This is a genomic window from Kosakonia quasisacchari, assembly GCF_004331415.1.
In the GTDB taxonomy this organism is placed as follows: Bacteria; Pseudomonadota; Gammaproteobacteria; order Enterobacterales; family Enterobacteriaceae; genus Kosakonia; species Kosakonia quasisacchari.
This window is the reverse complement of the sequence record NZ_SJOP01000002.1, coordinates 178,092-193,092: the sequence shown is the minus strand read 5'-3', so window position 1 is coordinate 193,092 and position 15,001 is coordinate 178,092. Positions and strand designations below refer to the sequence as shown.

The 15,001-nt window shown below is 53.0% G+C and carries 14 protein-coding genes and 1 pseudogene; 9 read left to right on the top strand and 6 right to left on the bottom strand.

The window, feature by feature from the left end:
• Positions 1-12: 12 nt before the first annotated feature.
• Both E0L21_RS03055 and E0L21_RS03050 read right to left on the bottom strand, forming a co-directional pair.
• A complete protein-coding gene (locus E0L21_RS03055) occupies positions 13-1,098 on the bottom strand; it encodes a YncE family protein (RefSeq protein ID WP_131406663.1) in 1,086 nt (361 codons plus the stop codon).
• A 480-nt stretch (positions 1,099-1,578) separates the two neighbouring features.
• Complete coding sequence (locus tag E0L21_RS03050; RefSeq protein ID WP_131406661.1) at positions 1,579-1,965, bottom strand: hypothetical protein; 387 nt, start codon at positions 1,963-1,965, stop codon at positions 1,579-1,581.
• 524 nt (positions 1,966-2,489) lie between these two features.
• On the opposite strand from E0L21_RS03050, the gene E0L21_RS03045 reads away from it, so the two are divergent.
• The 6 genes and pseudogenes from E0L21_RS03045 (at position 2,490) to E0L21_RS03020 (ending at position 6,672) form a co-directional block, all read left to right on the top strand.
• Positions 2,490-3,698 carry a SpoIIE family protein phosphatase gene (locus E0L21_RS03045; RefSeq protein WP_131406658.1) on the top strand — a complete coding sequence of 403 codons (1,209 nt, stop codon included), beginning with the start codon at positions 2,490-2,492 and terminating at the stop codon, positions 3,696-3,698.
• A 5-nt stretch (positions 3,699-3,703) separates the two neighbouring features.
• Entirely contained in the window at positions 3,704-4,285 is a 582-nt protein-coding gene (locus tag E0L21_RS03040; protein ID WP_407928647.1) for a SiaB family protein kinase, read from the top strand.
• The gene (locus tag E0L21_RS03035; RefSeq protein ID WP_131406654.1) at positions 4,278-4,694 is read left to right on the top strand and encodes a DUF1987 domain-containing protein; all 417 of its coding nucleotides are present in this window, start codon (positions 4,278-4,280) and stop codon (positions 4,692-4,694) included. Before E0L21_RS03040 ends, E0L21_RS03035 begins: the two co-directional genes overlap by 8 nt.
• Positions 4,688-5,455 carry a GGDEF domain-containing protein gene (locus tag E0L21_RS03030; RefSeq protein WP_131406652.1) on the top strand — a complete coding sequence of 256 codons (768 nt, stop codon included), beginning with the start codon at positions 4,688-4,690 and terminating at the stop codon, positions 5,453-5,455. The genes E0L21_RS03035 and E0L21_RS03030 overlap by 7 nt, the downstream gene beginning before the upstream one ends.
• 697 nt (positions 5,456-6,152) lie before the next feature.
• A pseudogene (locus E0L21_RS25435) lies at positions 6,153-6,305 on the top strand (hypothetical protein); the annotation flags it as partial.
• Positions 6,259-6,672 carry a hypothetical protein gene (locus tag E0L21_RS03020; protein ID WP_407928651.1) on the top strand — a complete coding sequence of 138 codons (414 nt, stop codon included), beginning with the start codon at positions 6,259-6,261 and terminating at the stop codon, positions 6,670-6,672. The pseudogene E0L21_RS25435 and the gene E0L21_RS03020, both read left to right, overlap by 47 nt.
• 317 nt (positions 6,673-6,989) lie before the next feature.
• Here the strand turns inward: E0L21_RS03020 and E0L21_RS03015 are convergent, their stop codons facing one another.
• Genes E0L21_RS03015 through E0L21_RS03000 form a run of 4 tightly spaced genes read right to left on the bottom strand, consistent with a single transcriptional unit; the run spans position 6,990 to position 9,959 of the window.
• A complete protein-coding gene (locus tag E0L21_RS03015) occupies positions 6,990-7,751 on the bottom strand; it encodes an amino acid ABC transporter ATP-binding protein (protein ID WP_131406648.1) in 762 nt (253 codons plus the stop codon).
• Positions 7,744-8,409 (bottom strand): amino acid ABC transporter permease, encoded by a 666-nt coding sequence (locus E0L21_RS03010; RefSeq protein ID WP_131406646.1) that lies wholly within the window; start codon positions 8,407-8,409, stop codon positions 7,744-7,746. The genes E0L21_RS03015 and E0L21_RS03010 overlap by 8 nt, the downstream gene beginning before the upstream one ends.
• A 14-nt stretch (positions 8,410-8,423) precedes the next feature.
• Positions 8,424-9,065 carry an amino acid ABC transporter permease gene (locus E0L21_RS03005; RefSeq protein WP_131406644.1) on the bottom strand — a complete coding sequence of 214 codons (642 nt, stop codon included), beginning with the start codon at positions 9,063-9,065 and terminating at the stop codon, positions 8,424-8,426.
• A 45-nt stretch (positions 9,066-9,110) separates the two neighbouring features.
• Positions 9,111-9,959 (bottom strand): transporter substrate-binding domain-containing protein, encoded by an 849-nt coding sequence (locus tag E0L21_RS03000; RefSeq protein ID WP_131406643.1) that lies wholly within the window; start codon positions 9,957-9,959, stop codon positions 9,111-9,113.
• Between the two features lie 232 nt (positions 9,960-10,191).
• Between E0L21_RS03000 and pdxR the strand changes: the two genes are divergently transcribed.
• The 3 genes from pdxR to E0L21_RS02985 all read left to right on the top strand — a co-directional run bounded on the left by pdxR (position 10,192) and on the right by E0L21_RS02985 (position 14,979).
• The gene (gene pdxR, locus E0L21_RS02995) at positions 10,192-11,655 is read left to right on the top strand and encodes a MocR-like pyridoxine biosynthesis transcription factor PdxR (RefSeq protein WP_131406641.1); all 1,464 of its coding nucleotides are present in this window, start codon (positions 10,192-10,194) and stop codon (positions 11,653-11,655) included.
• 85 nt (positions 11,656-11,740) lie between these two features.
• Positions 11,741-12,859 (top strand): YbdK family carboxylate-amine ligase, encoded by a 1,119-nt coding sequence (locus E0L21_RS02990; protein ID WP_131406639.1) that lies wholly within the window; start codon positions 11,741-11,743, stop codon positions 12,857-12,859.
• A 212-nt stretch (positions 12,860-13,071) separates the two neighbouring features.
• On the top strand, positions 13,072-14,979 hold the full coding sequence (locus tag E0L21_RS02985) for a methyl-accepting chemotaxis protein (protein ID WP_170312046.1): 1,908 nt from the start codon (positions 13,072-13,074) through the stop codon (positions 14,977-14,979).
• Positions 14,980-15,001 lie beyond the last annotated feature (22 nt).

The window sequence follows — 15,001 nt, the reverse complement described above, 5'->3', positions numbered from 1 at the left end:
AGGCCAGTATCATTACTTGTTCAGATCGATCCTGACGACACTATCCGGGCCGTTAGTGGAGTGATCTTTGTTAAACGCCTGTTTAACGGTGACAAACAGCGTCTGACCATCGGCAGAAAGCAGCAGGCTGTTCGGATGTGGCGGCAGATCCCAGCGCTGTTTTACGGCATAGCTGGTTGCATCGAGGCTCAGCACGTTGCCGGACTCACGCTGGGTAATATAGATTTCATGACGTTTGGCATTGAATTTCACCGCCAGCGCATCGCCCTCAATCTGTTTCACTATTTTGCCGCTGTGGATATCCAGCACCAGCGTGGTTTTGGCTTTTGAATTGTCCGTTACCAGCAGGCGGCCGGTGGCCTCATCTTCAGCGATATTCAACAGCAGCGCCGGTTTGTCCCCCAACGGTTTCCAGCGTTGCTCGATACGGTTATTGCGCGGGTTGACCACCAGAATTTCACCGCCGCCATTCGCCACGTACAAACGTTGCGTCTGCGCCGAGAAGTGCAGGCCAGTCACCCATTTGCCCGCGTTTTTGATACGCGCTTTGACCTTCAGGGTTTTCGCGTCCACCACCCACACCAGCGCCGGATCGGCAACGGCGCCGATATACAAATTGCCGTTATGCAGCACAATTTCACGCGCACCGTAGGGCAGGCCTTTCTCGTTGCGTTCCGGGAACAGCGTGCGGGAAAGCACTTTACCGTTGCGGGTGTCGATGGCGCTCACACCGCCGTCCAGCGAATTAGTGACATACACGGTTTTGCCATCCGGGGAGATAGCCATGCCAAAGTTTTTCAGATCGGTATGGGTCGCGCCGAGGGTTTTTAGCGTCTTCGGATCCAGTTTGTAAATCACCCCGCCCTGCACATCTTTAAAGCCTTCCGCGCTGGAAACATACAGCGCATCACCCTGCGGGCTGAGCGCCATTTCATACAGTCCGCTGGCAAGAGAGCGTTTCACCACGTTCGCAGGCAACGGCGTCGCCGCAGTTTTTTGTACTTGTGCCGCAGGCTGCGCACTGCTGGTGTGATGTGCGCTGCAACCGGCAAGCGCCATCGCCGCCAGCAGAGCCAGCACGGAGGTTTTCATCTTCATGGGGGATCCTTTACCGTTAATGTCATCAAGGCAGACGAGCGCCCATGCCACGCATCATGTGCGCGATCTTACGATGAGAGCAGATACGGCCCGGCGCAGCTCGTCACGGCTTTTTAGTGTTCCCTGTCAGCCTTCACGCTCACTGTTATTGCGGGAAATTTCCTTGCTGCACCCACAAACACTAAAGAGAATGAGAACTATACGCATTCTTTAATGTCAGGCAAGCACTATCGTTTCATTTCGCTGTTGTGGAAAAGTGGAGTATTAAAAAAGTGAAAAACGCCAGATATGCGGACATTCAGCGTGAAAAGCGGGAATGCCAGGCGGGGCAAGTTTTCGACGAAATGATGAAACGATTGATCTACCGGCCAGCGGTGTTGAAGCGCTAACTTTGCCGACGCCCAGCAAAAGATGACAGCCAACTGCCCTAATAATGCAAGGCGAGCACCGTTATTGATAAGGGCGGTATGGTCCTATCTATCAGTAACCGCGTAATTTTGAACGTTGCCATGCACTGTCGACCAGCTCAGCGGCAGCCTGCACCTGGTCGCAAAATGGCGCGCCAAAGGTTTCCATCAGCGCGGCGTGCCGAGTCAGAAACGCCATTCCCTCTTCGTTACCGGCAATGCTCTCCAGAAACCAGTCTGGCACCTCTTTTTTCAGGCACAGTTCGCACAGCGAGGCGGTAAATTGCGCACGCTGAGCGGCATCGTTTATCCAGGAAGGCTGCTGATTATCCATCTCGCTGGCTACGGTCGCTTCCAGGGCACGTTGCGAGCGACTGTAATACTCGCGAATTTTCGCCGAACTCCACGCTTTTCCAAAGAACAGCAACAATATTGGTACTACACACCAGAAGAGGGTCATCGCTTACTCGTTGTCTGTTTTTACCCGCAGAGGATAGTACTGACAAAACCTGACAAAAGCATTAACAGGGATCACTGTTTAATCGGCAATATCGGCAAGGGAAAGGAAACGCAAGGTATTTGCCAGCGAGCCTTCATGCCGTGCTTATCAGCATCAGGAAGGTATTTATATTGAGATGTGAGCTGGCGCGAATTTTTAAAACCCGAGAATTAAGCCAGTGAAGTCGCACAAAATTTGGGGTTGACCGCAAAGATGATAAAGATTATCTTTCGCATTACCGAATAGTTGAGCAAATCACTCAGGTATTCGGTACGACATTGCTCACATTGCTTCCAGTATTATTTGCCCGCCTGACAAGTGCGGGCTTTTTTTTACCGCACCTCACTCACCGCCGCAGATATGGCTATGGTTTCACTTAGGTAGCAATAATCTCCCGTTATTCATCGGCTTACTTAATTGAAATCAAACCGTCACAAACCCGCTTTAACCTAAGATTATTCTTATATTGAGATGCTGTTTGAACCATGGATATACCGCTCTCTTCGCGACAGCTTAACGCTGGTATCTTGCGCCTTACCGTCCCGCACGTGACGCCGGATACCAATAACGTACAGGTCATGTCGTTGTTCAATGAACATAAAGCATTGATTGGCCTGCCAGTGCTGGAAAATAACCGCCCTATTGGCATGATTAACCGGCATATTTTTCTGTCGCAGATGAGCCGTCCGTTTTTCCATGAACTGTATGATCAGAAAAGCTGCATCGCGTTTATGGATAAAAACCCGTTGATTGTCGATGCCGATTCCGGTCTCGAATACCTGTCCGAGCGGGTGATTGAAACCGGCGATAAAGCCGTCACCGAAGGGTTTATTCTCACCCAACAGGGGCAATACATCGGTATTGGCCTGGGCATTGACCTTATCCGCACAGTATCTGATTTACAGGCCAAACAGCATCTGCAAATTATGCAAAGCCTTGAATACGCGCGCATTATTCAGGAGTCAATGCTGAGCCGCTCGCGCAACACCATTGAAAAAACACTTGAAGATTGGTGCCTGCACTGGCACCCACGCGACTGTGTTGGCGGCGATATCTATGCTTTTCAGCGCGTGGAAAATGGCTGGCTGATGGTGCTGGCAGACTGCACCGGGCACGGCGTTCCCGGCGCGTTTATGACGTTTATTTTCTCCTCGGCGCTGGAAAAAGCGCTCAGCCTCGCACCTGCGAACGCGCCGGAGCAACTGCTCAGCCTGATTAACCAACATATCAAACAGACGCTCAGCCAGGTGCATCCTTCTGCCGATCGCAGCCAGTCCAACGATGGATGTGACGCCATTGTTCTGTTTGTCGATACGCAAAATGAGCAGGTCAGTTGGGCGAGCGCCCGTATGCACGCTTTTGTGCTCAGCGCGGAAACGGACAATACAGCGATGCTTGCGAGTTGCCGCAAAGGCATCGGCTACACCGACACGCCGGTGGACTACCAGTGGCAGCGCTATCAGGCACCATTGCGCCGCGGCGACACGTTTTTAATTGTTTCTGATGGCGCGACCGACCAACCAGGCGGCCCGCGCAATGTCATGTTTGGCAAAAAACGTATTCAGTCACTGTTAGCGCAGAACCGCACGCTGCCGATGCCTGCGCTTTCTGACGCCCTGCTCGCGGCGTTGAAAGCCTGGCAGGGGCAGCAAGCGTCGCGCGATGACATGACATGGTTTGGTTTTCGCTGGTGAACAACATGCAAATAAACGACCTGCAGGTCAAAGAAGCCGTTCTGTTACCCCTTTTCACGCTGCAACGACAGAACGCTGTTGAGCTCTTTTATACGGGCTATTTTTCCCAGCAGCATATTGTTTCGCTGGGCGAAGTCATTCGTACATGGCTGGATAAACACGAATCCTCAGCGGTAACGCGCAGAAAGCTATTCTCGGCTTTTATCGAGATGGGACAAAACATTGTGCGCTACTCCTCAGACGACCGGTATTTATCGACGGAACAGCAAGAGCTGCGCTTCGGTTCGGTCTGCTTTCATATGGATCAAACCCACTATTACCTCGAAACCGCAAATCTTGTGGGGCCTGAAGCTTCCACGTTATTGCAGACAAATCTCGATGTCTTGCGCGGTATGTCGCAGGCGGAAATCCGCGATGCCTGGAAACAGGGGCTGCGCAGTGAAGCCCCGGCGACCAGTAAAGGCGCAAACATCGGTTTGTTGACCATGGCGCGGGATACCAGCTTACCGCTGGAATATCGCATTCACCCTCTGGCGGCGAGTTCTCTGTCCGCCTTTCACTTAAAGGCAACGTTCTGCCATGACTGATATGACACTGACGCCGACTATTGAATTGCCCGCCACCGCCGCAACGCCGGAGGTGAAGTTTGATTTTGCCGTCCAGCGCCTGATACTGAAAGGCGAAGCCTACCCGGAAAATGCCGCCGCGTTTTTCCGCCCGCTGATGGATGCGCTGGAAGGGTGGTTGCAGAGTGGCCAACAGACGGACGCGCCGCTCCAGTTACATGTCGCACTGAGCTACTTCAACAGCTCCAGCACCAAGCTGTTATTTACGCTGTTCGAAAGCCTGAATGATTACGCCAGAGACGGCGCTGCGTGTGAGCTGCACTGGTACTATGACGCGGAAGACGATATTTCTGAGGAATTTGGCCAGGAGCTGCGCATTGATTTCCCGTCGCTGACCGTTTTTCTGATCCCGGACATTCACGCATGCTAGATATCAATGAGCTATTCAAGGAGGACTATTCCGTCCTCGAAGCTGCTCGTCTGGCCGCTGCCGACGACAGGCTAACGGCGGATGCCTGCCGTGAAAAATTGTGGGCGCTGGCGAAAAACTACCAGCGCTTAATTCGTGAATCGTATCGTCTGATTTCGCGCAGTGACCGCGCAGAGCGCGAACTGAACCGTATGAATGAGCAGTTGCAACAACTGGCGGCACGCCTTGAATATGAGGCGACGCACGACCCGCTGACTGCAGTGTTTAACCGCAGCGCGATCATTAATCACATTAACCAGGGTCTGACGACAGGCCATGTGGCGCTGATCCTACTCGATATTGATCATTTCAAACGCATTAATGATGAATATGGTCACCCAATGGGCGACCGCGTGATTTGCGCATTGGTGGCGCGTATTCGCCGTGCGGTACCGCAAAGCGCGGCGATTGGTCGCGTCGGCGGTGAGGAATTCACCATTGTGCTGCCAAAAGCGCGTGTTGAAGAGGCGATGATCACGGCCAGTTATATTCACTCTTCGCTGAACGCCTCACCGCTTGAGGTATTACCCCAGCAACGGGTGACCGCCAGTTTTGGCGTCAGCCTGGGGCATAAAGACAGCGATTTCGAAACGCTGTATTGCACAGCCGATGCGGCGCTGTATCACGCGAAAAAGCGCGGGCGTAATCAGGTGGCGCTGCATGAGGATTTTTTTCGTCCGCAGGTGAAAATAGGGCTTTCATCGGAAAATGTTCAGCATTGAGGGAGATGGAGATTTCGACGGTGTTTGGTGGAATGGTTTGGCATTGTGGAATGTTTGCCTCTGAGGAATTGTTCCACTCATTGGCATTGTGGAATTGTTCCGTTCACCAGACATTCGGCAGACACCTGAACATCACCGCATGTGAACGGGAAAAGGGGAGCTTGCCGCGCCCCCCTTTTCAATCCCCGCGGCCCCGCGGGAAATCGGTGCTTCGCACTGCGCTCACCTCCCGCATCTCCGACTTCGGCCGGCTCGACTCGACGTCCTGTCTCGTTTCGCCTCTGGTCACCATCCCTGGCGCCCAGACCTTGTCGTCGGTGCTCCGGCTCGCCGATTTCAGCGGGGACACAACCCCGCCGCTGTAATATCGCTGCTTATAAAAATCCTTTATCGCGGCAGGAACGACGTCCCGCGATATGGCTCGCACGTGCTTTTCATTCTTTCACTAAAAAACAAAAGTTTTGCGAAGCTGCTTCCAGGAATGGTAATCCCTTCATCAGGTTAGCTATAATCCCTTGCCGCTTGTACGTGTTAGTCATATGTTCTCTCCGCGCCTGCAAAATCAGGCGTCGGGTTTAGCATCCTGATTAACCTTATCGGCGACATTTTCTGTCGTGTGCTCTGCCACATCTCAATGGTGGGCTGAGCGGGGGCACCGCAAGGTGCGCCGGTTTCCGATAAGGCCGGTAATGCTAACTCCGTTCAGCCCGCCACCCATGAAATTAGCATTTCCGGTGGTGGTGTTTTTATCACTTATCGGAGGCTGCCTTATGGCTACTACCCCAACCCTGACTCAGGCGTTATTGACTTCACCGTTCAATCACGCGACCGATTTCACCGAGCTTGCTGATAACTGCGAGCGTTTTGCGGAAGTGCTGGCGGAATGCGACGAACCACAGCAAAAAATGGCGCTTTGCGGCAGGCTTTCCGCCTGCCTTGCTCTGTTGCAACCGACGCTTCTCGAACCTGTTCCGCAGGCGTTGAAAGCCAGCCTGACCGTAGAGAATATTCCTGCGTATGTTCCCTCATTTGAACCTGAATCCGACCAGTTGTGCCGCTATTGCCAGGTGCTAACGCAATTACTGATGAGCAACACGCTTGCGCCTGCATCCGAAAGCGTACTGCGGGATTTGCTCTATATGCTGGTGGCGTTTTTTGCCGATACACTAAAAGCACCGCGCTGGTTAAAACAAGGGAATGACGTTATCGAGCTTTAATACCGGGCCCGGTGAGACTCCACTTACCGGGCAACGTTCTCACATACAGCGACTCAGGCGCAGGTATCGCAGAAATAGTGAAGATGACTTGCCACGCTGTCGGGCTGATCTCCATAGACAACTCCCTGTCATTAGGTAAATAACTGGCTTAAAGCTGAAAGTTTTCCGCAACCCCCAGCCTGGCAGGGGGTTTTCTATAGACAAAAAAGCGGAGCCTGAGCTCCGCCTGTAAAAGTTGTCTGTCGGATGTTTCAACGTGCGGCACCGCGCGAAAATACCGATTAGCGGTCTGTTTTTTCGGTTCTGAATCACTGCCCTCACCGGCTGGATTGCAAAAACTTTCTCACCCTGTCCGAATCCGGGTTGGTGAAAAATTTCTCCGGCGGTGCTTTCTCAATTAGCAGCCCTTTTTCCAGAAACACCACTTCATCCGATACCTGGCGGGCAAAGTCCATCTCGTGCGTCACCACCACCATGGTGTAGCCCTCCGCCGCCAGATCTTTCATTACCCCCAGCACTTCGTTAACCAGTTCCGGGTCCAGTGCGGAGGTCGGTTCATCAAACAGGATCACCTCCGGCGACATCGCCAGCGAACGGGCAATTGCCACGCGCTGTTTCTGCCCGCCGGAAAGCGTTATCGGATAGACATCGGCTTTATGGTCCATACCCACTTTTTTCAGTTGCCGGTGGGCTATTTCATTCGCCTGTTCACGCTTCATTCCCTTCACATGCACCAGCGCTTCGCTGACATTGTGCAGCACCGATAAATGCGGCCACAGATTAAAGCTCTGGAACACCATGCCGACACGTTCACGGATGTGCGAAAGATCTTTATGCGACATCGCTTTGCCAGTTTTTTCATCCACACCAATACGTTTCCCGCTGATGCGCACTTCTCCGCGATCCGGTTGTTCCAGCCAGTTCATGCAGCGTAACAACGTCGACTTGCCCGAGCCGGACGAGCCCAGAATACTGACCACCGTGCCCTTCTGCACCGTCAGGTTGATATCGCGCAGGACTTCCACGTTATCAAACTGTTTGGACAGATTTTTAATGCTTACCGCGCTTGCTTCAGGCATGGGTCATTCCTCTTTTCGCTCCGTAATGACTTAACCGTTTAATCAGCAATTCGAGCAGAATGCTGATGCCCCAGTACAGCGCAATGGCGACAATAAAGGCGTTAAACGGAATAAAATAGGTCGACTGCACACTATTGGCAGCGGCGGTGATCTCCTGCACGGTAATAATGCACAGAAACGCCGTGTCCTTCAGGCAAATAATTAGCTGGTTGCCCAGTAAGGGCAGCGCGGAAGAGACAATATTTGGCAAAATAATACGCAGGAAAATTTTATAACGGGAAAAACCTTGCGATACGGCAGCTTCAATATAACCGGAAGAGAATATTCTTCGCTGGCTACGCAATATTTCGAAGAAATAGGCACCGTGATAAATCACCAGCGCGAGTAACCCTGCGGTCCAGGCATCCATGCTGATACCTAACTGCGGCAAACCGTAATAAAGCAGATATGCCAGAATCAAAAACGGCACGGCGCGCATCAGGCTCACGAAGGCAATAATCAGGCGATGTACAACACGGTTTTGATATTCCATCACGTAGCAAAACAGCACGCCAATAAATAACCCGACAACGGCGGCAATAATAAACAGCTCCAGAGTCGCCAGCAGCCCGTTGAAAAAACTCTCACGCGCAGCCCAAATAATTCCCCACTGACTCATAATTCCTCCGCCTTTTATCGCGCCAGGCGCTTCGCTTTGCGTTCGGCTACGCCCTGTAATTTCAGCAGCAGGCCGATGATCATCACATACAACAGCGCCGCGGCGAGGATCGGCGACAGCGGTTCATACGTTACCGATGAGATCCGGTTAGTGACGCGCGTTAAATCCACCACGCCAATCACCGCAATTGCCGGGCTGCCTTTGATCAAAAACGACATCTCATTGACCAGCGCAGGCAGGCTTTCAATCCACATTTGCGGCAACATAATGTGGCGGAAATAGGTCCAGCGCCGCATGCCTACCGATTCCGCCGCTTCCCGCTGTTCACGGGGGAAATTACGAAAAGCGTTGCGCCAGATTTCCGCGTTAAACGCCGAGGTGTTCAGCGTCAGCGCGACAATCGCCGCCAGCGTTTTATCCAGGTTAATGCCGAGCGTTGGCAGGGATAAAAACAGAAACAGCACCAGCGTTACCAGCGGCGTAGCCCGCGCCAGGCTGATGTAGACCACCAAAAACTGATCAATAAAGGGGATCTTCATCATGCGAATAAACGCAATAACCAGACCGATGACTACCCCGAACGCAATCGCCACACCAGAGATCCAGAGGGTCGTCCATGCGCCTTCAATCAATAACTGCCATGAGATTAAGTCCATGTTCCCTCCTGTTAAAACGGGCGGCGGTTGCCCGCCGCAGAACACTTAAAAACCGGCTAACTTGTGGAACTGATCGGCGTTGGTGATCGGCTCTTTCGGCAGCTCGTAGGTTTCGCCAAACCACTTTTTCTGCAGTTCTGTAAGCTTGCCGGTTTCAGTCATATGGTTCATAAAACCGGTCATAAATTTCAGCAGTTCTGGTGAGTTTTTCGGGATTGGCCACGCCATGTAACCCGGCCCGGAAACCGCCAGACCTTTGGCGAAGACTTTCGGTTTGGCTTTCACCAGATCGTTGACGGAAATCACCACGTTAATCACGTAATCAACACGCTTGTTCGCCAGATCGGCGTAGGCTTCCGGGTAGGATTGGTACTCGACCACTGGCCCGAGTTTTCCGCCCACTTTCTCCAGCATCGCTTTCAGCTCCGGCAAACGTGCCAACAGCGCGCTGCCTGCCTGTACGCCCACTTTTTTACCGCTGAGATCGGCAATGCTATTTAAGGTTTTATCGTCGGCGCGTTTTACAAAATAGTGCTGCGCGGAGGCCCATGGCGGGGTGAAATTAAAGACATTGAGGCGTTCATCGGTAATAACTGCACCGGTGAGTGCCATATCATATTGGCCGGTGGAAACCGCAGCGAGTAACCCCGTCCACGGTAAAATACTTTGGTTAATATTGAATTTTGCGTACTTGCGTAATTCCTCAAGCATATCCTTATTAAAACCATCCGTCTGGCCATTATTCATAAAATTGAATGGCGCGTAATCGTCTTCGGTCGCCACTTTCATGGTGCCGGATTTTTCAATTTCAGGTAAATCCGCTGCGACTGCGTGTAAGGAAAATGCCAAAGAGATCATGGCTGCAAGACAATATTTGCCGAATACGTTTTTCATCTCTCCACCCTTATTTAATGTGCCAGACCGGTATATCCCAGGTGTGCCGGAAGCGTTGCAAGATATATGCCGAAACACGACATCGTGTGTTTTTCATGACTGCGTTTTTACAATAGGGAGGCTTGCGCTTTTGTGAATAGAGCCAGTTCTGGCGAATGGGTGTGTCAGTTAACAGGAAGCTGGTATGGAATTTGCTCCATTGCATAACGCGATATATCCGAAGGAGTGCTGCATGATTCGTCACCTGTTGAATGTGAATTTTGACGGCCAACGCGGGTTGCAGGAGCAAGTCCGCGAATGTTTGATCAACGCCATTCTGAGCGGGATTTTCCCGGCGGATACCGCGCTGCCCTCTTGCCGCCAGCTTGCCAGCCAGCTTAATGTTTCACGCAATACCACCGCGTTGGTGTTTGAAGGCCTGGTCAACGAAGGCTATCTGGTTAGCCGCCCGCGCAGCGGTTACTACCTGCACCCGGATTACTACCGCTGCGGGCAAAACCCGACGCCGCCTGCACCTGAATGCGAGAGCGCTGCACCACTCTGGGGCAACCGCCTGAAAATCACGCCCAGCCAACAGGAGTCAATTCTTAAACCAGCGGGCTGGATGCACTACCGCTACCCCTTTATCTACGGTCAGCCCTATACCCAGCAGTTCCCGCTTGCCAGCTGGCGTGCGGCGGCAAACTGGTTGCACGGCGGGGTGCGCGACCCGGCGTGGGTGATCGATCATATTGATCAGGATGTGCCGATGTTGATTGAGCAGATCCGTACCCGCGTGTTGCCGAAACGCGGCATCGTTGCCGCACCCGATGAGATCCTGATTACACTCGGCTCGCAAAACGCCCTCTATCTACTGACGCGCCTGCTGATGTCGCCCACAACCCGCGTGGCGGTGGAGAATCCCGGTTTTCGCGAAGCCATTAACACCTTCTTATTAAGCGAGCCGCACATCGTGCCACACGATGTTGACAGCGAAGGGCTGGTGCTCAACGAAACGCCTTGCGACTACTACTATGTGACGCCGGGCCACCAGGTACCGACCGGCGTGACAATGAGCAAAGCGCGCCGTACGCAGTTGCTCGATTACGCCGCTCGCCACGATGCGGTGGTGATTGAGGATGATTACGACTCGGAAAGCAACTTTATGCAAAACCCACTGCCCGCGCTGAAAGCCAGCGATCGCAGCGGGCGGGTGATTTATGTCAGCAGCTTGTCAAAAGCGTTGTCGCCGGGTTTGCGGCTGGGGTACATGGTCGCCGCGCCGGAAATCATTGACGAAGCGCGGGCATTGCGCCGCCTGGTGTACCGCCATCCGCCAACCAATATTCAATACCAAATGGCGCATTTTCTGGCTCAGGGGCATTACGAAACCCATTTGCGCCGCTACCACGAAGACTCTGCCCGCCGTTGGGATTGTCTGCATAACGCGCTACACACGTTTCTGCCGGAGTGTCAGTTGATGCAAGGTAGCGAACATGCCAACGCCTTCTGGCTGCGCACGCCAGAGCAAATCAACACCCAGCAACTAACCTGGCGCGCCGCCCATGCGGGCGTGTTGATTGAGCCGGGCGCACGGCATTTTCTTGACGCCGCACCGCCGGATAACTTCTTTCGCATGGGGTTTCACGCCATCAACCCGGATGCGATTGCGCCTGGCGTGGAGGTGTTGCGCGGTCAGTTGGCGCAGCTGTGTTGATATTTTGAGCGGTTGTCGCCGCCTCGCAGGAAGGAATGATTAATCGCTTCCATACTGAAGCAAACCCTTTTCTCGCGAGGACACTATGCCACTGCCAGATTTTCATGTTTCCGAACCGTTTACGCTCGGCATTGAACTGGAGTTACAGGTTGTTAACCCGCCGGGTTACGATTTGAGCCAGGACTCTTCGCGCCTGATCGACGCGGTAAAACACCAGATAAGTGCCGGTGAGGTCAAACATGATATCACCGAAAGTATGCTGGAGATTGCCACCGGCGTGTGCCGGGATATTAATCAGGCAGCACATCAGTTTTCCGCTATGCAGCATGTGATTTTGCAGGCGGCATCCGGGCACCATGTGCAGATATGCGGCGGCGGCACTCACCCTTTTCAGAAATGGCAACGCCAGGAGATCTGCAACGATGAGCGTTATAGCCGCACGCTGGAGACGTTTGGTTATTTGATGCAACAGGCGACGGTGTTTGGTCAGCACGTGCATGTTGGCTGCACCAATGGCGACGACGCGATCTATTTGCTGCATGGTCTTTCGCGTTTTGTGCCGCACTTTATTGCGCTCAGCGCCGCCTCGCCCTATATCCAGGGCACCGATACCCGCTACGCGTCGTCGCGTCTGAACATTTTCTCTGCCTTCCCTGATAATGGCCCGATGCCGTGGGTGGCGAACTGGCAGGAATTTGAAGGGTTGTTTCGCCGCCTGAGTTACACCTCGATGATTGAAAGCATCAAAGACTTGCACTGGGATATTCGCCCGAGCCCACATTTTGGCACCGTTGAAGTGCGAGTCATGGACACGCCACTTACCCTGTCGCATGCGATTAATGTTGCCGGGTTTATCCAGGCGCTGTCGCACTGGCTGCTGGCCGAGCGGCCATTTAAACACCAGCCGCAGGATTATTTACTGTATAAATTCAACCGCTTCCAGGCCTGCCGTTACGGGCTGGAGGGCGTGATTACCGATGTGCACACCGGTGAGCAATACACCATCGCCGAGGATCTCACTCGCCTGCTGGAGAAGCTCGCGCCGTCGGCAGATAAACTCAATGCGAGCAGCGCACTGGGTGAACTGGCAAACGTGGTGAAACGCGGTAAAAGCGAAGCACAGATGATGCGTGAATTCATCGCCGATGGTGGCTCGCTAATTGGGTTAATGCAAAAACACGCTGAGATTTGGGCGGCGGGATAAAGAGTTAATTTTTTAGTTATTATTCTTAACCACAACTTAAATAACCTGCGAATCAGCAGGTTATTTTTTTCTTATTACTCAAGATAATAACCACTAAGTGGTAGATGAACTTGACAGAATTGACAAATATCAACAAGCCCTGTGTTAGAAATAAAGACCTCGCCCTCTACTCCGATAACGAATTAAAGCAAACGAGAAAATGAGGCATTTGTATGAGATGGATTTACCGTTTATCAATGAAATTTAAATTACTACTGGCTTTACTGCCTTTATTGTTTGCACTTATATGGTTAGCAACCAGCGGCATCCTGGCGCGTGTGGAAACAGGCCAGCAGATGCGCACCATCATGTCATTAACGGATCTGGCGAAAAATGCCGGTGGCGTTATTCATGAATTACAAAAAGAGCGCGGCATGAGTGCAGGATATATCGGCAGTAAAGGCCAGCAATTTAACGCTGAATTATCTGCGCAATATATTCTCTCTGATAAAGCCCTGAGCCAATTAGCCGAGGCGTTAAAACAATTCCCACTCCAGCGGGCGAATAACGATATTCGTCGCGCTCTCGAGCAATTCCATCAGCATCAACAAGGCATAACGGATTTTCGCCAACAAATTCACGCACTGAGCGTTAGCGGCACAGAATCGCTGACCTGGTACAGCACCATTATTAGCGATTTGCTCAATGTGGTGGGCGGTATTAGTCAGCTGACCGATAACGGCGAAATTGTGAATCAACTGGCGGCATATTACAGCGTGCTGAATGCCAAAGAGCAAACCGGCGTTGAACGTGCGTTGATGTCTAACGTGTTTTCTGCCGATCGGTTTACCGACGGGCAGTTCCGCCAGCTAAATGAAGTGGTAGGTAAGCAGCTTTCCTGGCTGGCGGCTACGCGCGCGTTCAGCACTGCCGCCGTCAATGAAAGACTGGCGGCGCAACTGCAAACCCCAAAAGTAATGCGCGCGCTTGAGATGCGCCAGCAGGCGATTGATCACGTAGCGACGGGTGGTTTTGGCATCGCCCCAACCGACTGGTTTAACGCCCAGACTGCGCGTATTAATACGCTGAAATCCGTGGAAGATGCCGCGGCAAACACCCTGTTGCAGACGGCAAAAGGTCTGGCGGATAACGCCTGGCGTGATGTGATTGTTTTTGCGGTGATAAGCGTTGCAGCCCTGGTGATCGCACTGTTCTTCGCCCTGCTGGTCGCCAGCAGTATCCATCGCCAGTTGCATCATTCACTGGCAACCATTGAGGGGATGGACGGCGATCTCACCCAGCGGCTGGATGTGCCGGGCAGCGATGAGTTGTCTTTGCTGAACCGTGCTTACAACCAGGCCATCGAGAATATTCAGCATATTGTGAGCGAGATAAAACACGGCGCGGGCGTGCTGCGCGGCGCCAGTTCCGAGATTGCCAGCGGTAACCAGGATCTGGCCTCACGGACGGATGAACAAGCCGCATCGTTGGTGGAAACAGCAGCCAGCATGGAACAGATCGCAACCGCGGTGAACCAGACGGCGGATAACGCCAATGAAGCCAAACGGCTAACGCAAGAGATGGAACAGCAAGTGCAGGAAGCAAGCCGGGTGGCGGGTGAAGCCAGCCAGAGCATGATTGCCATTCGCGGCTCCAGCGAGCAGATCTCGAATATTGTTAGCTCGATTGACGAAATCTCGTTCCAGACCAACCTGCTGGCGCTAAATGCAGCAGTGGAAGCCGCGCGCGCCGGTGAACTGGGCAAAGGTTTCGCCGTGGTGGCGAGCGAAGTCCGTAACCTTTCGCAACGGTGCGCCAATGACGCCCATCAGATCCGCGAACTGGTGAGCAAAAACATGGAGCAGATCCAGCAAGGCGTCACGCTGGTGCAGGCTTCTGACCGCGCGCTGCAATCGGCAAAAGACCATACCGGGCAGATGCTGGCATTTGTCAGCGACATTGCCCGCGCGGCGAGCGAACAGTCGCTGGGTGTATCGCAGGTGCATCAAGCCTTGAACCAACTTGAGCAGGTAACCCAGCAAAATGCCGGGCTGGTCGCCAGTGCAGCGACCGCCAGCCAGATGCTGGATCAACAATCGGAAACCATGTCGACGCTGGTTGACCGCTTCGTCGTCGCGTAAATGCCTGTCGGGGAACGTTGCA